Source organism: Streptomyces sp. CAI-85 (assembly GCF_013363615.1).
Lineage (GTDB): Bacteria > Actinomycetota > Actinomycetes > Streptomycetales > Streptomycetaceae > Streptomyces > Streptomyces antibioticus_B.
On sequence record NZ_JAANNX010000007.1, the window covers coordinates 221,126 to 239,526 of the forward strand.

An 18,401-nucleotide genomic window follows, 5' to 3' on the forward strand; every position below is an offset into this window, starting at 1 on the left:
ACGAGTGACGTGTTCCATCTCCCGTGCGGGCCGGGGCGGTTGGGGCGAACCCGAGCCGGGCGAGGTCCTCTGGACGCCACCGGAACCGTGGGCTAGCTTCCCCCGCCATGAGGCGCTTGGGGAAGACGCGACGCACGGTACGGGCGGCGGGACCGAAGCGGAAGAGGGCCTGGGCGGCCGCGGTGGCGAGCGCGGGGGTGCTCGTCTCCCTGACGACGACGACCGCCGCACCGGCGCACGCCACCGCGACACCGGAGAAGACGGCCCCGCACTGGGAACTCACGGACACCGGCACCCCCGCCGTACGGTTCCGGGGCCTCGCGGCCGTCGACCGGCACACCGCGTGGGTCGCCGGCAGCCAGGGCACCGTGCTGCGCACCACCGACGGCGGTGCGAGCTGGCGGAACGTCTCTCCGCCGGGCGCCGCGGACCTCCAGTTCCGGGACGTCGAGGCGTTCGACGCGCGGCACGCGGTGGTGCTGGCCATCGGCGAGGGCGAGGCGTCTCGCGTGTACCGCACCGACGACGGCGGGGCCACCTGGACGGAGTCCTTCCGCAACACCGACGCCCGCGCCTTCTACGACTGCCTGGCCTTCTTCGACCGCCGCCACGGCCTCGCCATGAGCGACCCGGTCGACGGCAGGTTCCGCATCCTGTCGACCCGCGACGGCGGCCGCACCTGGACGGTGCTGCCGGACCGGGGCATGCCGGCCGCGCTGGAGGGCGAGGCGGGCTTCGCGGCGAGCGGTCAGTGCCTGGTCACCGCCGGGTCGCGGGACGTCTGGCTGGCCACCGGCGGGGCGGCACGCGCGCGTGTGCTGCACTCGGCCGACCGCGGCCGCACCTGGACCGTGTCCGGCACGCCGGTCCCGGCCGGGGACCCCGCGCGCGGGGTGTTCGCCCTCGCCTTCCGTGACCGCGCGCACGGCCTCGCCGTCGGCGGCGACTACCGCCCCGACCAGCCCTCCCTGCAGGCCGCCGCGACGACCGCCGACGGCGGCCGCACCTGGCGCCCCGCCCGCACGGCACCTCCCGCCTACCGCTCCGGCGTCACCTGGCTCCCGCACACCCGCACCACGGCCCTCGCGGTCGGCCCCACGGGCACCGACCTGACCACGGACGCGGGCCGCACCTGGCACACGATCGACACCGGCTCCTACGACACGGTGACGTGCACGACCGACCACTCCTGCTGGGCGGCGGGGGAACAGGGCCGGGTGGCCCGCCTCGCCCGCTGATCGGCCCGCACCCCGGGAGCCGTACGCTCGTCCGCACTATGACAACAACCGTCGATGTCCCCGAGGACTGGCCCGCGACCGAAGCCGAAGCGCGGGCCGTGCAGGACGAGTTGCGGGCTCGGGTGGTGTTGGGCGAGGTGGGGCCCGAGGTCGGGGTGGGGCGGGTGACCGGGGTCGATGTGGCGTACGACGACGAGCGGGACGTCGTCGTGGCCGCCGCCGTGGTGCTGGACGCGGCGAGTCTCGATGTCGTCGCCGAGGCCACCGCCGTCGGGCGGATCTCCTTTCCGTACGTGCCGGGGCTGCTCGCATTCCGGGAGATTCCGACCGTGCTCGCCGCCCTCGACGCGCTGCCCGGCGACCCGGGGCTGGTGGTGTGCGACGGCTACGGGCTGGCCCATCCGCGCCGGTTCGGCCTCGCCAGCCATCTCGGCGTGCTCACCGGTCTGCCGACGATCGGGGTCGCGAAGAACCCGTTCGCCTTCACCCACGACGAGCCCGGCGGTCCGCGCGGGTCCTCCGCACCGCTGCTCGCGGCGGGCGGTGAGGAGGTCGGGCGGGCCCTGCGGACCAGGGCGGGCGTCAAGCCGGTCTTCGTGTCCGTCGGTCACCGGGTGAGCCTGGAGCGGGCCTGCGCGCACACCCTCGCGCTCACCCCGCGCTTCCGGCTGCCGGAGACCACCCGCAGGGCCGACTCCCTGTGCCGGCGGGCGCTTCAGCAGGCGACGACCGGCCGGTGACGGCCCGGCCTCAGCGGGTCGCCGCCACCCGGAAGCGGATGCCCGCGCGGATCAGCCGTTCGGTGAGCGCGTTGCCCATCGCCACCGCCGTCGTGACCTGCCCCGCCGTCGGCGGGAGGTCGTCGAGGGCGAGGGCGAGCGCGCCCTCGGCGAACATCTTGGCCGTCTCGTCGTAGCCGGGGTCGCCGCCCGAGACCTCCGTGTAGACCCGTCGGCCGCCGCCCTCGCCGACGAACCTGACGCTGAACCAGCTCCGCGCCCGCTTCTCGGCGCTCGGCCCCTCGCCCGGCTTCAGCCGGTCCGACAGCGCGCGGCGGACGGGCGGGAACTGCGCGGCGACGGCGAGCGTCCCGACGGCCGCGACCCCGCCCACGGCCACCGGCAGCCGTCGTACGGCCGCGTAGTGGCGGTAGCGGAAGTCGGGGCCGTAGCGCTCCAGGGCCTTCGCCGAGCGGCGCACGATCTGCGGGTCGATCGTGGGCAGCGGCAGCGCCCACGCGCCCACCTCCGCCGCGAAGCGGGGGCCGCCCACGGGCGCCGCCACCCGGCGCCCCATCAGACGGGGCTCGTGCCGGCCCCGCTCCCGCGCGGCCGCCGCCATCTGCCGGCCGCGCGCGAACTGGCCGAGCGCGGAGGCGAACGTACCGCCCGAGAAGGCGGCGTCCGCGGTCACGAAGCCGTCCACGGTCAGCGGCACGCCCTCGGGCAACTGCCGCACGGTGAAGTACGCGCCCAGATCGTGCGGCACGGAGTCGAAGCCGACCGCGTGCACCAGCCGCGCGCCCGTCTCCCGCGCGCGTGCGTCGTGCCGGACGTAGGTGAGGTCCACGAACTCGGGCTCACCGGTGAGGTCGAGATAGTCGGTCCCGAGGTCCGCGCAGGCGGCGACGAGGTCCTCGCCGTAGCGGACGTACGGGCCGACCGTGGTGGCCAGCACGCGCGTGTGCTCCGCGAGGGCGCGCAGGGACGCAGGTTCGGACACGTCCGCCCGCAGCACCCCGACGTCCGTGCCCAGCCGCTCGCGCAGCGCCCGCAGCCTGCCCTCGTCGCGCCCGGCGACGGCCCAGCGCAGCCCCTCGGGAGCATGGGCGGCGAGGTACTCCGCGGTGAGGGTCCCGACGAATCCGGTCGCCCCGAAGAGCACGATGTCGTACGGGCGGTCCGTCCCGTTTGTCTTGCTCATGACACCCCTTGTCCGCTCATGTCCGCTCACGGCACCCCTCGGTGCGCGCAGCCCGCGCCGCTGTCGGTGGCTGAGGCTAGCGTGAGGAGTGCGGAGCCCGACGACGAGCCCGGAGGCAGACAGGTGACCGTGGCCAGGAACGCCCTGAGGAAATGGGAGAAAGTACGCGCGTTCGCGCTCGGTCTGCCCGGCGCGGCCGAGGAGTTCCCGTGGAGCGAGTCCGTCGCCAAGGTCAACGGCAAGGTGTTCGTCTTCCTGGGCGTGGCCGACGGCAGCTACCCCCTGGGTGTCACCTGCAAGCTGCGGGACGAGACGGCGCACGGGCACGCGCTGGCCTCCCCGGGCGCCGAACCCGCCGGATACGGCCTGGGGAAGTCGGGGTGGGTGCGGATCCCGCTGGAGGAGCAGGGCGCCCCGCCCGCCGAACTGCTCTGCGACTGGGTCGAGGAGAGCTACCGCACCATCGCACCCAAACGGCTCATAGCGGAGCTGGACGCCCGCTGAGCGCACGGCCCTCCGTCCGTACGCCGCCGGAGCCGCTTCCGTCCTAGACTGGCTAAGCGCTTGCTCGTCACCTCTTGTCACCACTGGAACGTGTTCCTAGCATCACTGGTGTTACATCGGTTGTGTCACAGCAAGGGGGCTGGATGACAACGGCACACACGCCGCCCGGGCACGGCCCGCTCACCGGAGTGCGCGTGGTCGAGCTGGCGGGCATCGGGCCCGGCCCGTTCGCCGCCATGCTCCTGGGCGACCTCGGCGCCGACGTCGTCCGGGTGGACCGCCCCGGCGGCCCCGCCCTCGGCATCGACCCCGCGCACGACGTCACCAACCGCAACAAGCGGTCCGTGGTCGTCGACCTCAAGGCACCCGACGGCCCCGCGCGCGTGCTCGACCTCGCCGCCCGCGCGGACGTGCTGATCGAGGGCTACCGGCCCGGCGTCGCCGAGCGCCTCGGCGTCGGCCCCGCCGACTGCCACGCCCGCAACGCCCGCCTCGTCTACGGCCGGATGACCGGCTGGGGCCAGGACGGCCCGCTCGCCGACCGCGCCGGCCACGACATCGCCTACATCGCCCTCACCGGCACCCTCGGCATGATCGGCGACCCCGGCACGCCCCCGCCGGTCCCCGCCAACCTGCTCGGCGACTACGCGGGCGGCTCCCTCTACCTCGTCGTCGGCGTCCTCGCGGCCCTGCACCACGCGCGCGCGACCGGCACCGGCCAGGTCGTCGACGCGGCCATCGTGGACGGCACCGCCCACCTCTCCGCGATGATCCACGGCATGCTCTCGGCCGGCGGCTGGCAGGACCGGCGCGCCGCCAACCTGCTCGACGGCGGCTGCCCGTACTACGGCACCTACGAGACCGCCGACGGCGGCCACATGGCCGTCGGCGCGCTCGAACCGCAGTTCTACGACGCGTTCGTGGACCTCCTGGGCCTCGGCGACGTCGGCGGCGCCCGCGCCGACTGGACGCGCTGGGGCGAACTGCGCGAGGCGGTCGCCGCCCGCTTCAAGGCCCGTACGCGCGCGGAGTGGACGGCCGTCTTCGAGGGCACCGACGCCTGTGTGGCGCCGGTGCTGTCGCTGCGTGAGGCCCCGCACCACCCGCACCTCGCGGCCCGCGGCACCTTCACCGACCACGGCGGCATCACCCAGCCCGCACCCGCGCCCCGCTTCTCGGCGACCCCCACGACGGTCCGCAGCGGCCCGGCCCTGCCCGGCGCCGACACCACCGCGGTGGCCGACGACTGGGACGTCCCACACCTCCTCGACCGGACCGGCGGCCCCGCGCCCGAGCGCGACCGACCGGCCCCCGCCCCCGAGCGTGACCTCGCTGGCCCCGCGCCTGAGCGTGACCGGGCTGGCTCCGCTTCCGAGCGTGATCTCGTCGGCCCCGCGCCTGAGCGTGACCGGGCTGGCTCCGCTTCCGAGCGTGACCTCGCTGGCCCCGCGCCTGAGCGTGACCGGGCCGGCTCCGCTTCCGAGCGTGACCTCGCTGGCCCCGCGCCTGAGCGTGACCGGGCTGGCTCCGCTTCCGAGCGTGATCTCGTCGGCCCCGCGCCTGAGCGTGACCGGGCCGGCTCCGCCGCCGAGCGTGACCGCGCCGCCCCCGACCCTGAGCGCGATCGGACCCGCCCCGCCTCCGAGCGTGACTTCGTCGCCCCCGCGCCCGAGCGCGACCGGACTCGCCCCGCCTCCGAGCGTGATCTCGTCGGCCCCGCGCCTGAGCGCGACCAGACTCGCCCCGCCTCCGAGCGTGATCTCGCCGGCCCCGCGCCCGAGCGCGACCAGACCCGCCCCGCTCCCGAACTTGACCGCCCCCCCCCCCCCCCCGAGCGGCACCACGCCCGCCCCGCCCCCGAGCGGGACCACGCCCGCCCCACCCCCGAACTCGACCGCCCCCGCCCCACCCCCGAGACCGCCGTCTCCGACCCTCACTGAAAGGCCCCTCGTGAGCACCGAAGCGTTTGTGTATGACGCGATCCGCACCCCGCGCGGGCGTGGCAAGGCGAACGGCGCCCTGCACGGCACCAAGCCGATCGATCTCGTCGTCGGCCTCATCCATGAACTCCGTGACCGTTTCCCGGGGCTGGACCCGGCCGCGATCGACGACATCGTGCTCGGTGTCGTCGGACCCGTCGGCGACCAGGGCTCCGACATCGCGCGGATCGCCGCGATCGCCGCCGGGCTGCCGGACACCGTGGCCGGCCTCCAGGAGAACCGCTTCTGTGCCTCGGGTCTGGAGGCCGTCAACCTGGCCGCCGCCAAGGTCCGTTCGGGCTGGGAGGACCTGGTCCTCGCGGGCGGCGTCGAGTCGATGTCCCGCGTCCCGATGGCCTCGGACGGCGGCGCCTGGTTCAACGACCCGATGACGAACCTGACGGTCAACTTCGTGCCGCAGGGCATCGGCGCCGACCTGATCGCCACGATCGAGGGATTCTCGCGGCGTGACGTGGACGAGTACGCGGCGCTGTCGCAGGAGCGCGCGGCGACGGCCTGGAAGGACGGCCGGTTCGACCGCTCGGTGGTCCCGGTGAAGGACCGCAGCGGTCTGGTCGTCCTCGACCACGACGAGCACCCCCGCCCGGGCACCACCGCGGAGTCCCTCGGCAAGCTGAAGCCGTCCTTCGCCGACATCGGCGAACTCGGCGGCTTCGACGCGGTGGCGCTCCAGAAGTACCACTGGGTGGAGCGCATCGACCACGTCCACCACGCGGGCAACTCCTCCGGCATCGTCGACGGCGCCTCCCTGGTCGCGATCGGCTCGAAGGAGGTCGGCGAGCGCTACGGCCTCACCCCGCGCGCCCGGATCGTCTCCGTGGCCGTCTCCGGCTCCGAGCCGACGATCATGCTCACCGGTCCCGCGCCCGCCTCCCGCAAGGCGCTGGCCAAGGCGGGGCTGACCATCGACGACATCGACCTGGTGGAGATCAACGAGGCGTTCGCCGCGGTCGTGCTGCGCTTCGTCAAGGACATGGGCCTGTCCCTGGACAAGGTGAACGTCAACGGCGGCGCGATCGCGCTCGGCCACCCCCTCGGCGCGACCGGCGCGATGATCCTCGGCACCCTCGTCGACGAACTGGAGCGCCAGGACAAGCGGTACGGCCTGGCCACCCTGTGCGTCGGCGGCGGCATGGGCATCGCCACGATCGTCGAGCGCGTCTGAAACCCCGGCGGAACCAAGCGACTTCAACGGAGACCCCCGTCATGACACAGAGCACCACCATCCGCTGGGAACAGGACCGCACCGGTCTCGTCACCCTCGTCCTGGACGACCCGAACCAGTCCGCGAACACCATGAACGCGGCGTTCCGCGCGTCCCTCGCCGCCGTCACCGACCGTCTGGAGGCCGAGAAGGACTCCATCCGCGGCATCATCATCACCTCCGCCAAGAAGACCTTCTTCGCCGGCGGCGACCTGCGCGACCTGATCCGCGTCACCCCCGAGACCGCGCAGCAGCTCCTCGACGGCGGCCTGGAGATCAAGCGGCATCTGCGCCGTATCGAGACCCTCGGCAAGCCGGTCGTCGCCGCGCTCAACGGCGCCGCGCTCGGCGGCGGTTACGAGATCGCCCTCGCCTGCCACCACCGCGTCGCCCTCGACGCCCCCGGCTCCAAGATCGGCTGCCCCGAGGTCACCCTCGGCCTGCTCCCCGGAGGCGGCGGCGTCGTCCGCACCGTCCGTCTCCTCGGCATCGCCGACGCCCTGCTGAAGGTCCTCCTCCAGGGCACCCAGTACAGCCCCCGCAAGGCCCTGGAGAACGGCCTGATCGACGACGTGGCCGCCACCCCCGAGGAACTCCTCGCCAAGGCACGCGCGTTCATCGACGCCAACCCCGAGTCGGCCCAGCCCTGGGACAGGCCCGGCTACCGCATCCCCGGCGGCACCCCCGCCAACCCCAAGTTCGCCGCCAACCTGCCCGCCTTCCCGGCCACGTTGAAGAAGCAGACCAACGGCGCCCCCTACCCGGCCCCGCGCAACATCCTGGCCGCCGCCGTCGAGGGCGCCCAGGTCGACTTCGAGACGGCGCAGGTCATCGAGGCCCGCTACTTCGTCGAACTCGCGGCCGGGCAGACGTCGAAGAACATGATCCAGGCGTTCTTCTTCGACCTCCAGGCCGTCAACTCCGGCGCCAACCGGCCCCAGGGCGTCGAGCCCCGCACGGTCCGCAAGGTCGCCGTCCTCGGCGCCGGGATGATGGGCGCCGGCATCGCCTACTCCTGCGCCCGCGCGGGCATCGACGTCGTCCTCAAGGACGTCTCCGCCGAAGCCGCCGCCAAGGGCAAGGGCTACAGCGAGACGCTGTGCGCCAAGGCCGTCGCCCGGGGCCGCACCACCCAGGACAAGGCCGACGCGCTGCTCGCCCGCATCACCCCGACCGCCGACCCGGCCGACCTCGCGGGCTGTGACGCCGTCATCGAGGCCGTCTTCGAGGACACCGCCCTCAAGCACAAGGTCTTCGAGGAGATCGAGCACATCGTCGCCCCCGACGCCCTGCTGTGCTCCAACACCTCCACGCTCCCCATCACCGCCCTCGCCGAAGGCGTCGAGCGCCAGGCCGACTTCATCGGTCTGCACTTCTTCTCGCCCGTCGACAGGATGCCCCTCGTCGAGATCATCAAGGGCGAGCGCACCGGCGACGAGGCGCTCGCGCGCGCCTTCGACCTCGTCCGCCAGATCAACAAGACGCCGATCGTGGTCAACGACTCCCGCGGTTTCTTCACCTCCCGGGTGATCGGCCACTTCATCAACGAGGGCGTCGCGATGGTCGGCGAGGGCATCGAGCCCGCGTCGGTCGAGCAGGCGGCGGCCCAGGCGGGCTACCCGGCGAAGGTCCTGTCCCTGATGGACGAACTGACCCTCACCCTCCCGCGCAAGATCCGCAACGAGACGAGGACGGCCGTCGAGGAGGCCGGCGGCACCTGGACCCCGCACCCGGCGGACACGGTCATCGACCGCATGGTGGACGAGTTCGAGCGCCCCGGCCGCAGCGGCGGCGCCGGCTTCTACGAGTACGTGGACGGCAAGCGCGCCGGGCTCTGGCCGGGCCTGCGCGAGCACTTCACGAAGCCGGGCGTCGAGATCCCCTTCCGGGACATGCAGGAACGCATGCTGTTCTCCGAGGCCCTCGACACCGTCCGCCTCGTGGAGGAAGGCGTCCTGACCTCGGTCGCCGACGCCAACATCGGCTCCCTCTTCGGCATCGGCTTCCCCGGCTGGACCGGCGGCGTCCTCCAGTACATCAACGGCTACGAGGGCGGCCTGCCCGGATTCGTGGCCCGCGCGCGGGAGCTGGCCGACCGCTACGGCGACCGCTTCCTGCCCCCGGCGCTGCTCGTGGAGAAGGCGGAGAGGGGCGAGACCTTCACCGACACCCCCTGACGCACGACCCACGCGCGGGACCCCGAGACCGGGTCCCGCGCGTGGCGCTCACTCCTCCGCCGGAGGCTCGGTGAGCCACTGCCGCAGCTCGTCCCGCAGCGACCGCTGGAACGTCGTCAGCAGGGCCTGCACCACCAGCGGATGCATATGGGCGGTCAGCGACTTCACGTCCCGCGCGTCCCGCTCGGCGACCGCGTCCCGCAGCAGCCGCGACAGCTCGTGCGCCGCCGCCCGCGAGTGCTCGATCAGCGTCGTACGGGCCGCCAGGATCACCTCCGGCGACAGCGGCACGTCCAGCAGCCGCACCCCGAGCGCGAGCAGCGTGGAGTCGACCCGGTAGGAGCCGTCACCGGCTGCCTCCAGCACGTCCATCGCCGTGAGCTGGCCGATCTCCTCCTCGGACAGCGGCCGTCCGGCCCGGCGCTCCAGCTCCCGCCCGGTCACCGTCTCCACGTCGGCCGGCGCCCAGGAGGCGACCACCGCGCGGTGCAGGTCGAGCCCGTGCGCGTCCACGTCCGGCGGCAGCCCGCCGAGATAGCGCTCGATCGCCGCCAGCGTCATGCCCTGCCGCTGGAGCTCCTCGATCAGCGCGAGCCGCGCGAGATGCCGGGGCCCGTAACGGCCCACCCGGCGCGGACCGATCACCGGCGGCGGCAACAGCCCCCGGGTGCTGTAGAAGCGGACGGTCCGCACCGTGACCCCGGCACGAGCGGCCAACTCGTCGACCGTGAGGTCCGTCTCCTCGGTCTCGATCGTCATGTGCAGCAGTATCACTGTCCCACCGACACTGCGACACCCACGCCCACCCCGAAAGGGGCGCGGGGAACCGCGCGACCAGCCCCCACCGACCCGCACTCACCCCCTGCGGCCCCCGCGGCAGCGGATACGCTGCGATCTCGCCGACAACACCACACGGAGGGGCACCATGCCGAAGGAGATCGACGTCCTCGTCCTCGGCGGAGCCGGCGTGGACACCATCGTCCACGTCCCCGAGCTACCCCTCCCGTACGCCGACAGCTACATGATCGACCAGGGCATCCGCACCCGCGCCGGCCAGACCGGCGACTTCGTCGCCCTCGGCCTCACCGCCCTCGGCCTGCGCACGCACCACCTGGACTTCCTCGGCGACGACCCCGAGGGCGACCTCGTCCGCGCCCTGCACGACAAGCACGGCATCGCCCTCACCGCCGTACCCCAGCCCCTCGGCACCAAGCGCGCGGTCAACCTGGTCGGCCCGGACGGCCGCCGTCTGTCCCTGTACGACACCAGCCGCGCCCACCCCGGCGACCGCTTCCCCGAGGACACCCTGCGCCTGCTCGCCGGCGCGAGCCGTCACGCGCACGTGTCCCTGACCCAGCCCTGCGCCGACGCCCTGCCCGTGCTGCGCGAGACGGGCGTCACGCTCTCCACCGACCTGCACGACTGGGACGGCGAGAACCCCTACCACGAGTCCTTCGCGTACGCCGCCGACATCGTCTTCCTCTCCGCCGCCGCGCTCACCGACCCCGAGGCCACCATGCGCCGGATCGCCGGCCGCGGCCGCGCCCGGATCGTCGTCGCCACGGCGGGCGCGGCCGGCGCGCGTCTGCTGGCCGACGGCGAGCTGACGCACGTACCGGCCGCCGTACCGCCCGCACCGGTGGTGGACTCCAACGGCGCGGGCGACGCCTTCGCCGCCGCCTTCCTCTACGGCCGTCTGGGCGGCGAACCCCCGCTCAGATGCGCGGAGTTCGGGGCGAAGGCCGGGGCGTACGCCTGCACGATCCCCGCCACGGAAAGCGCCGCGGCGACCCGTGACGCCCTCCACTGAGGGACGCTCGCGCGCCGCTCAGTGCGTGTCGTGCACCCCGTTCGTCGCGGCGATCTTCCGCCACGAGCGCGGCTCGACCGGCGCCGCCGAGGCACCGGAGGGCACCGCGAGGGACGCGGCGCGCGCCGCCGCCGGCGTCGGCTTCGACGGCTGGAACAGCCACGTGTCGAACAGCGCGTCCAGCGCCGCCCCCGACACCTCCTCGGCGTACCGCCGGAAGTCCTCGACGGACGCGTTGCCATGGGCGTACCGCTGCGGCCAGCCCTTCAGCAGGGTGAAGAAGGCGTCGTCGCCGATCTCGTCCCGCAGCGCCTGGAGGGCCAGCGCGCCCCGGTCGTAGACGGCCAGGTGGAACTGGTTCTCCGGCCCCGGGTCCCCGGGCGCGACCTTCCAGAACGGGTCGTCGGCGGGGTGCGAGGCGTAGACGTGGTCGGCGAGTTCCTTCGCCGTGCCCTCGCCCTCGTGCTCGGACCACAGCCACTGCGCGTACCGCGCGAAGCCCTCGTTGATCCAGATGTCCTTCCACCCGGCGACGGACACCAGGTCGCCGTACCACTGGTGGGCCAGCTCGTGCACCACGACCGAGGTGTTGGAGCCGTTCGCGAACTGCCGCGGGCTGTAGAAGGGCCGGGTCTGCGTCTCCAGCGCGTACCCGGTGTTCGTGTTCGGCACATACCCGCCAAGTGAATTAAACGGATACGCGCCGAAATAGCCGCTCAGCCAGTCGGCGATCTCCCCGGTCCGTTCGACGCTCGCCCGCGCAGCCCCGGCGTTCGCGCCCAGGTCCTTGCTGTACGCGTTGACGACCGGGATGCCGCTCTCCGTGGTCCCGGTGGTGAGGTCGAACCTGCCCACCGCGAGCGTGGCCAGATAGGTGGCCTGCGGCTTGTCGGAGCGCCAGGACCAGCGGGTCCAGCCGAGCCGGGAGACCGCCGACTGGAGCGTGCCGTTGGAGATCGCCTGGGTGCCGTCGGGCACCTGCACGGACACGTCGAAGGTGGCCTTGTCGCTCGGGTGGTCGTTGCTGGGGAACCACCACCAGGCCGCCTCGGGCTCGTTGGCGCCGACTCCGCCGTCCGGGGTGCGGTGCCAGCTCGTGAAGCCGTACGCCTGCTTCGAGGACGGCACACCGTGGTACCGCACCACGACCGTGACGGGCGTGCCCTTGGCCAGCGGAGTTTTCGGCGTGATCTCCAGCTCGTGTTCGCCCGTCGAGGCGAACGCGGCCTTCACACCGTTGACCCGCACCTCGTCCACGTCGAGCAGGAAGTCCAGGTCGAAGCGCGAGAGATCCTGGGTGGTCCGCGCCAGGATCGTGGCGGTGCCCTCCAGTTCGTCCGTGGCCGGCCGGTACTTCAGCCGGAGGTCGTAGTGCGAGACGTCGTATCCGCCGTTGCCGTAGGCCGGGTAGTAGGGGTCGCCGATGCCCGGCGCACCGGGTCCGACGCTCGCGGCCGACGCCGGGATCGCCAGCAGGACGGACGCGGCGGCGAGGGCGCCCGGCGCGATGAGTCTGGGATGCACGTGAACTCCAAGTGGGGGGTACTTGCGGTCTGTTGGAAGCCTAGGAACTTCCTGTGCCCAGGATCCGCCGACGCCCCCGCTGTCACACGATCGCCATTCGGCCGTCACGGCCGAACCACCCCCATGGACGTGATCCGGCCACACCCGGCACACGACCGCCACAACGGCCCTCTTCTGTACGGGAGTTGACCCGAGTACCGTCCCGCGCATGCCGACACGCACGCGCTTCACGATCTGGAGAATGCTCGCGGCAGCCGCCGTCACCCTGCTGACGGCCGCCTTCCTCACCCCGGCGGCGGCCCACGGCACGACCGGCCCCGGCGCCCCGCGCGAGAGCCGCCCCGTCCACTCCTACGAGCACGCGATCCGCGAGGCCGTCTGGGTCGACACCGGGCTCGACGGCGACGGCGACGGACGCCCCGACCGGGTCGCCGTCGACATCGTCCGCCCCCGCGAACCCGCCGAGCGGGGCCGCAAGGTGCCCGTCATCATGGACGCCAGCCCCTACTACGCCTGCTGCGGCCGCGGCAACGAGAGCCAGCGCAAGACGTACGACGCGGACGGCCGCGTCGTCGGGGTGCCGCTCTTCTACGACAACTTTTTCGTGCCGCGCGGCTACGCCGTCGTCGGCGTCGATCTGGCCGGCACCAGCCGCTCCGACGGCTGCGTGGACGTCGGCGGCCGCTCCGACATCCGCTCCGCGAAGGCCGTCGTCGACTGGCTGAACGGCCGCGCCCGCGCGTACACGACCCGCACCGGCGCCACGACCGCCGCCGCGGACTGGAGCAACGGCCGGACCGGCATGATCGGCAAGAGCTGGGACGGCACGATCGCCAACGGCGTCGCCGCCACCGGGGTGAAGGGCCTGCGGACGATCGTCCCCATCGCCGCCATCTCCTCCTGGTACGACTACTACTTCCAGCAGGGCGCCCCGCTCTACGACTCGGGCCCCGACCGGCTCGCGGACTACGTGAACAGCCCCGACGCCCGCGCCCGGTGCGCCGAGACGGGGCGGCGGCTGGTCGAGGGCGCCCCGCGCACCGGCGACCTGACGCCCCTGTGGGCCGAGCGCGACTATGTCGCGGACGCCCGCCGGATCAAGGCCAGCGTGTTCGTCGTCCACGGCCTCCAGGACCTCAACGTCCGCGCCAAGCACTTCGGACAGTGGTGGGACGCGCTCGCGGAGAACGGCGTCGACCGCAAGATCTGGCTCTCCCAGACCGGCCATGTCGACCCCTTCGACTTCCGCCGCGCCGACTGGGTCGACACCCTGCACCGCTGGTTCGACCATGAACTCCTCGGCTACGACAACGGCATCGACCGTGAGCCGATGGCGGACATCGAACGCCACCCGGACCAGTGGGTCACCTCCAAGGTCTGGCCGCCGGCCGGCACCCGCACCGCCACCCTGCGCCCCGCCCCCGGACCGCAGCCGGGCGTCGGCACCCTCGGTCTGCGCAAGGGCACCGGCACCGCGTCCTTCACCGACGACCCCCGGCTGAGCGAGAGCGACTGGGCCGCCCGTGTCGACACCCCGACCCCCGACAAGGCCGGCTTCGTCACCGGGCCCCTCACCCGCGACCTGCGGCTGTCCGGCTCCTCCCGGGTGACCGTCACCGCCACGCCCACCACCCCGACCGCCCATCTCAGCGCCGTCCTGGTCGACCTGGGCCCGGACACCATCCGGGACTACACGGCGAGCGGCGAGGGCATCACCACGCTCACCGACCGCACCTGCTGGGGCGCGAGCACGGCGGGGGACAGCGCCTGCTACAAGGAGACGCGGGCGGCGACGGCCGACGTCGGCTTCACCGTCCTCAGCCGGGGCTGGGCCGACCTCGGCACCCACGCCGACCCCGGCAAGGGCGCCCCGCTCACCCCGGGCCGGGCGTACACGATCACCGTCGAGCTGGCGGCCACCGACCATGTCGTCCCGGCCGGACACCGGCTCGCGCTGATCGTCGCGGGCACCGACCGGGACCTGATCGACCCGCCCGCCGACACCCCGGCCCTCACCCTCGACCTGGCCCGCACCTCGGCCCGGGTCCCGATCGTCGGCGGCGCTCCCGCCTTTGCCGCCGCCACGGCCGGGAGCGTCACGGGCCCGCCCGCCGTCCCCGGAGGACGCCTGGACGGCGTACCCGCCGCACCACGGTCGCACCGGATCCCCTGAGCCGTCCCGGACCGGCATCCCCGAGGGCCGCGTCAGGAGGAGGCGACCAGCGCGGCCGCCTCCTCCGCGCACCCCCAGGCCACCGTCACACCCGCGCCGCCGTGCCCGTAGTGGTGCACCAGCGGCCGCCCGTCCGGCAGGGCCGTCCGCTCCAGCCGTACCGCGTCACGCACCGGGCGCAGCCCCACCCGGTGCTCCAGGACCCGCGCGCCCGCGACCTCCGGCCGCAGCGCCGCGCACCGCGCCACGATCCCCTCGGCCACCGCCGGGTCCGGGTCGAGCCCCCACACGTCGTCCTCGGAGGTGCCGCCCAGCAGCAGCCGCCCCGGCTGCGGGAACAGATACGCCATCGCGCCGTCCGGGGCGGTGGACACCAGCCAGGTGTCCACGCCCGGGTTCTCCACCACGACCAACTGCCCGCGCACCGGCCGCACCGACGCGTCCCCGGCCAGCTCCCGGGCGCCCAGGCCCGTGCAGTTGACGACCACCGGGGCGTCGGCCTCCGCCAGATCGGACACCGTGCGCTCCTCCACCGCACCGCCCGCGCGCCGCAACCGCTCCCGCAGCCACGGCAGATGCACCGCCATGTCGATCAGCGGCAGCCGCGCCCACACGGCGGGCCCGGGGGCGTACTCCCGTGCCGTGGCCCGGCGCAGCTCCGGCAGCCGTCCGGCCGCCCAGCTCTCCACGTCCGCCAGGTCCGTCTCGCCCATCGCGCCGTCGACCAGCCGCACCCCGGTCTCCTCCGGCCGCGCGGCCAGCGCCCCGTACACCTCAAGGGAGCGCAGCGCCCACGCCTGTGCCGCCGCGACCGGCTCGATGTGGTACGGCCACCACAGCGCCCCGGCCACCGCCGAGGTGGTGCGCTCCACCGGGTCCCGGGTCCACACCCGCACCCGCCGGCCCCGCTCGGCGAGGACCACCGCCGTGGTCAGCCCGACCACCCCGCCCCCGACCACGACCACGTCACCGTTGTCACCGTTCGCCCGAGTACTCACGCCGGGACGCTAGCCGAACGTACGGCGATGGGCGAGACCGGGACGGGAGACCGGGGCGGACCAGGGCGGGGCCATCGGCGCACAGGGCCTAGGATCTACGACCTGATGACTGCCACCCTTGTCGCCAAGAACCTCGCCGCCGGGCACGGCGACCGCTCCCTCTTCTCCGGGCTCGACCTCGTCGTCGCGCCCGGAGACGTGATCGGGCTGGTCGGTGCCAACGGGGCGGGCAAGTCCACCCTGCTCACCCTCCTCGCCGGGCTCACCGCGCCCGAGGAGGGCGAGCTGCGGCTCTCCCCGCCGACCGCGACCGTCGGCCATCTGCCCCAGGAACCCGAGCGCCGCCCCGGTGAGACCGTCCGGGAGTTCCTCGCCCGCCGTACCGGGGTCGCCGAGGCGCAGCGCGCCATGGACGAGGCGACGCAGGCGCTGGTCGACGAGGCGCCGGGCGCCGACGACGCCTACGCGACCGCCCTGGAGCGCTGGCTCGGCCTGGGCGGCGCCGACCTCGACGAGCGCGCCGAGGAGGTCACCGACTCGCTCGGCCTCGCCGTCGGCCTCGACCAGCCGATGACGTCCCTGTCCGGCGGCCAGGCCGCCCGCGCGGGCCTCGCCTCCCTGCTGCTCTCCCGCTACGACGTCTTCCTCCTCGACGAGCCCACCAACGACCTCGACCTGGACGGACTGGAGCGCCTCGAACGCTTCGTGACCGGCCTGCGGGCCGGCACCGTCGTCGTCAGCCACGACCGCGAGTTCCTCACCCGCACGGTCACCAAGGTCCTCGAACTCGACCTCGCCCAGCAGCGGATCAGCCTCTACGGCGGCGGCTACGACGCCTACCTGGAGGAACGCGACGTCGCCCGCCGGCACGCCCGCGACGACTACGAGGAGTACGCCGACAAGCGGGCCGCGCTCCAGGACCGGGCGCAGACGCAGCGCTCCTGGATGGACAAGGGCGTGAAGAACGCGCGCCGCAAGGCGGGCAACGACAACGACAAGATCGGCCGCAAGTTCCGCAGCGAGGCCAGCGAGAAGCAGGCCGCGAAGGCCCGCCAGACCCAGCGCATGATCGAGCGCCTGGAGGTCGTGGAGGAGCCCCGCAAGGAGTGGGAGCTGCGCATGGAGATCGCGGCCGCCCCACGCTCCGGCGCGGTCGTGGCCACCCTGCGCGACGCCGAGGTGCGGCGCGGCGACTTCGCCTTCGGACCGGTCACCCTCCAGATCGACTGGGCGGACCGGGTCGCGGTCACGGGCGCGAACGGCGCGGGCAAGTCGACCCTGCTGGGCGCGCTGCTCGGCCGGATCCCGCTGGACGCCGGGCACGCGGCCGTCGGCTCGGGCGTCCTGATCGGCGAGGTCGACCAGGCGCGCAAGCTGTTCCACGGCCCGGAGTCCCTGCTCGACGCCTTCTGCGCGGCCGTACCCGACACCGAACCGGTCGAAGTGCGCACCCTGCTGGCCAAGTTCGGGCTGAAGTCGGACCATGTGACGCGCGCGGCGGTCACCCTGTCACCGGGCGAGCGCACCCGCGCCGCCCTCGCCCTCCTCCAGGGCCGGGGCGTCAACCTGCTCGTCCTGGACGAGCCGACGAACCATCTGGACCTGCCGGCCATCGAGCAGCTCGAATCGGCGCTCGACGCCTACGAGGGCACGCTGCTCCTTGTCACCCACGACCGGCGGATGCTGGACGCCGTCCGGGTCACCCGCCGCCTGGAGGTCGCGGCCGGCAAGGTGACCGAACGCTGAACGGACGGGCCCCGGCATCACACCGGGGCCCGCCTTGCGTCACCCCGGCTCAGCCGCGGCCCTTCTTCGGGTCGAGCAGGCCCGCCTTGCGCAGCGCGTCGGCCATCGCGCTGTTCGCCGGTGCCGGTGCCTGACGCGCACCGCCCGCGCGCTGACCGCCGTTGCCGCCGCCGCGCCGGCCGCCGCCCTGGCCGTCACCCTGCCCGCCGCTCTGCCGGCGCTGCTGCGGCGGACGCCCGTCACCGCCGCGCTGCTGCCGGGCACCGCCCGACGGACGGTCCTGGCCCTGGGGCGCGGCCTCGTCGTCCAGCCGGAGCGTCAGCGAGATCCGCTTGCGCGGGATGTCGACGTCGAGGACCTTCACCTTGACGATGTCACCCGGCTTCACCACGTCCCGCGGGTCCTTGACGAACGTCCGCGACATGGCGGAGACATGCACCAGGCCGTCCTGGTGGACGCCGACGTCCACGAACGCCCCGAAGGCCGCCACGTTCGTCACGACCCCCTCCAGGACCATCCCGGACGCCAGGTCGGAGATCTTCTCCACGCCGTCCTTGAAGGTCGCCGTCCTGAAGGCGGGCCGCGGGTCGCGCCCGGGCTTCTCCAGCTCCCTCAGGATGTCGGTGACGGTCGGCAGACCGAACGTCTCGTCCACGAAGTCGTCCGGCCGCAGCGACCGCAGGACACCGGTGTTGCCGACGAGCGCCGCCACCTCCTGCCCCGACGTCTTCACCATCCGCCGCACCACCGGATACGCCTCCGGGTGCACGCTGGACGCGTCCAGCGGGTCGTCACCGCCGCGGATCCGCAGGAAGCCCGCACACTGCTCGTACGCCTTGGGGCCGAGCCGCGCCACCTTCTTGAGCTGGGTACGGGCGGTGAAGGGGCCGTTGGCGTCGCGGTGCGCCACGATGTTCTCGGCGAGCCCGGAGGTGATGCCGGAGACCCGGGCGAGCAGCGGCGCGGAGGCCGTGTTCACGTCCACGCCGACGCCGTTCACACAGTCCTCCACGACCGCGTCCAGCGAGCGGGACAGCTTCACCTCGGACAGGTCGTGCTGGTACTGGCCGACACCGATCGACTTCGGGTCGATCTTCACCAGCT

At 73.7% G+C, this 18,401-nt stretch carries 13 protein-coding genes and 2 pseudogenes; 9 read left to right on the forward strand and 6 right to left on the reverse strand.

Annotation, left to right across the window (positions count from 1 at the left end):
* Positions 1-107: 107 nt before the first annotated feature.
* Positions 108-1,238: an oxidoreductase gene (locus G6W55_RS12540; protein ID WP_244367838.1), complete on the forward strand. Its 1,131-nt coding sequence runs from the start codon at positions 108-110 to the stop codon at positions 1,236-1,238.
* 38 nt (positions 1,239-1,276) lie between these two features.
* On the forward strand, positions 1,277-1,978 hold the full coding sequence (locus tag G6W55_RS12545; protein ID WP_175520897.1) for an endonuclease V: 702 nt from the start codon (positions 1,277-1,279) through the stop codon (positions 1,976-1,978).
* Positions 1,979-1,988: 10 nt separating this feature from the next.
* Here the strand turns inward: G6W55_RS12545 and G6W55_RS12550 are convergent, their stop codons facing one another.
* Positions 1,989-3,161 (reverse strand): trans-acting enoyl reductase family protein, encoded by a 1,173-nt coding sequence (locus G6W55_RS12550; protein ID WP_175520898.1) that lies wholly within the window; start codon positions 3,159-3,161, stop codon positions 1,989-1,991.
* Positions 3,162-3,284: 123 nt separating this feature from the next.
* Between G6W55_RS12550 and G6W55_RS12555 the strand changes: the two genes are divergently transcribed.
* Positions 3,285-3,665, forward strand: a complete 381-nt coding sequence (locus tag G6W55_RS12555) for an MmcQ/YjbR family DNA-binding protein (RefSeq protein WP_030789600.1) — start codon at positions 3,285-3,287, stop codon at positions 3,663-3,665.
* Positions 3,666-3,808: 143 nt separating this feature from the next.
* Positions 3,809-4,978, forward strand: a pseudogene (locus G6W55_RS12560) (CaiB/BaiF CoA transferase family protein); the annotation flags it as partial.
* A gap of 29 nt (positions 4,979-5,007) precedes the next feature.
* On the opposite strand, the pseudogene G6W55_RS39540 reads toward G6W55_RS12560, so the two are convergent.
* A pseudogene (locus G6W55_RS39540) lies at positions 5,008-5,574 on the reverse strand (DUF4573 domain-containing protein); the annotation flags it as partial.
* A gap of 41 nt (positions 5,575-5,615) precedes the next feature.
* Between G6W55_RS39540 and G6W55_RS12570 the strand changes: the two are divergent.
* Complete coding sequence (locus G6W55_RS12570) at positions 5,616-6,830, forward strand: acetyl-CoA C-acetyltransferase (protein WP_175520899.1); 1,215 nt, start codon at positions 5,616-5,618, stop codon at positions 6,828-6,830.
* A 41-nt stretch (positions 6,831-6,871) separates the two neighbouring features.
* Entirely contained in the window at positions 6,872-9,046 is a 2,175-nt protein-coding gene (locus tag G6W55_RS12575; RefSeq protein ID WP_175520900.1) for a 3-hydroxyacyl-CoA dehydrogenase NAD-binding domain-containing protein, read from the forward strand.
* A 48-nt stretch (positions 9,047-9,094) separates the two neighbouring features.
* On the opposite strand, the gene G6W55_RS12580 is transcribed toward G6W55_RS12575, so the two are convergent.
* Positions 9,095-9,805, reverse strand: a complete 711-nt coding sequence (locus G6W55_RS12580; protein WP_175520901.1) for a MerR family transcriptional regulator — start codon at positions 9,803-9,805, stop codon at positions 9,095-9,097.
* 166 nt (positions 9,806-9,971) lie between these two features.
* Here G6W55_RS12580 and G6W55_RS12585 point away from each other — a divergent pair, with 166 nt between their 5' ends.
* Positions 9,972-10,856, forward strand: coding sequence for a PfkB family carbohydrate kinase (locus tag G6W55_RS12585; RefSeq protein ID WP_175520902.1), 885 nt, complete (start codon positions 9,972-9,974; stop codon positions 10,854-10,856).
* 18 nt (positions 10,857-10,874) lie between these two features.
* Here G6W55_RS12585 and G6W55_RS12590 read toward each other — a convergent pair whose 3' ends face one another.
* Positions 10,875-12,380, reverse strand: a complete 1,506-nt coding sequence (locus G6W55_RS12590; protein ID WP_175520903.1) for a M1 family metallopeptidase — start codon at positions 12,378-12,380, stop codon at positions 10,875-10,877.
* 208 nt (positions 12,381-12,588) lie between these two features.
* On the opposite strand from G6W55_RS12590, the gene G6W55_RS12595 reads away from it, so the two are divergent.
* Positions 12,589-14,553, forward strand: a complete 1,965-nt coding sequence (locus G6W55_RS12595; protein ID WP_175520904.1) for a Xaa-Pro dipeptidyl-peptidase — start codon at positions 12,589-12,591, stop codon at positions 14,551-14,553.
* A gap of 32 nt (positions 14,554-14,585) precedes the next feature.
* Here the strand turns inward: G6W55_RS12595 and G6W55_RS12600 are convergent, their stop codons facing one another.
* The gene (locus G6W55_RS12600; protein WP_309243695.1) at positions 14,586-15,551 is read right to left on the reverse strand and encodes an FAD-dependent oxidoreductase; all 966 of its coding nucleotides are present in this window, start codon (positions 15,549-15,551) and stop codon (positions 14,586-14,588) included.
* 105 nt (positions 15,552-15,656) lie between these two features.
* On the opposite strand from G6W55_RS12600, the gene G6W55_RS12605 reads away from it, so the two are divergent.
* Positions 15,657-17,297, forward strand: coding sequence for an ABC-F family ATP-binding cassette domain-containing protein (locus tag G6W55_RS12605; RefSeq protein WP_175520905.1), 1,641 nt, complete (start codon positions 15,657-15,659; stop codon positions 17,295-17,297).
* A 49-nt stretch (positions 17,298-17,346) separates the two neighbouring features.
* Here the strand turns inward: G6W55_RS12605 and G6W55_RS12610 are convergent.
* On the reverse strand, positions 17,347-18,401 hold a 1,055-nt coding region (locus G6W55_RS12610), incomplete at its 5' end, for a helix-hairpin-helix domain-containing protein (RefSeq protein WP_175520906.1).

Coding starts and splice junctions, on each gene's coding strand:
- G6W55_RS12550 (WP_175520898.1), bottom strand. CDS start 3,161: ATGAGCAAGACAAACGGGACGGACCGCCCGTACGACATCGTGCTCTTC.
- G6W55_RS12575 (WP_175520900.1), top strand. CDS start 6,872: ATGACACAGAGCACCACCATCCGCTGGGAACAGGACCGCACCGGTCTC.
- G6W55_RS12545 (WP_175520897.1), top strand. CDS start 1,277: ATGACAACAACCGTCGATGTCCCCGAGGACTGGCCCGCGACCGAAGCC.
- G6W55_RS12605 (WP_175520905.1), top strand. CDS start 15,657: ATGACTGCCACCCTTGTCGCCAAGAACCTCGCCGCCGGGCACGGCGAC.
- G6W55_RS12540 (WP_244367838.1), top strand. CDS start 108: ATGAGGCGCTTGGGGAAGACGCGACGCACGGTACGGGCGGCGGGACCG.
- G6W55_RS12595 (WP_175520904.1), top strand. CDS start 12,589: ATGCCGACACGCACGCGCTTCACGATCTGGAGAATGCTCGCGGCAGCC.
- G6W55_RS12580 (WP_175520901.1), bottom strand. CDS start 9,805: ATGACGATCGAGACCGAGGAGACGGACCTCACGGTCGACGAGTTGGCC.
- G6W55_RS12585 (WP_175520902.1), top strand. CDS start 9,972: ATGCCGAAGGAGATCGACGTCCTCGTCCTCGGCGGAGCCGGCGTGGAC.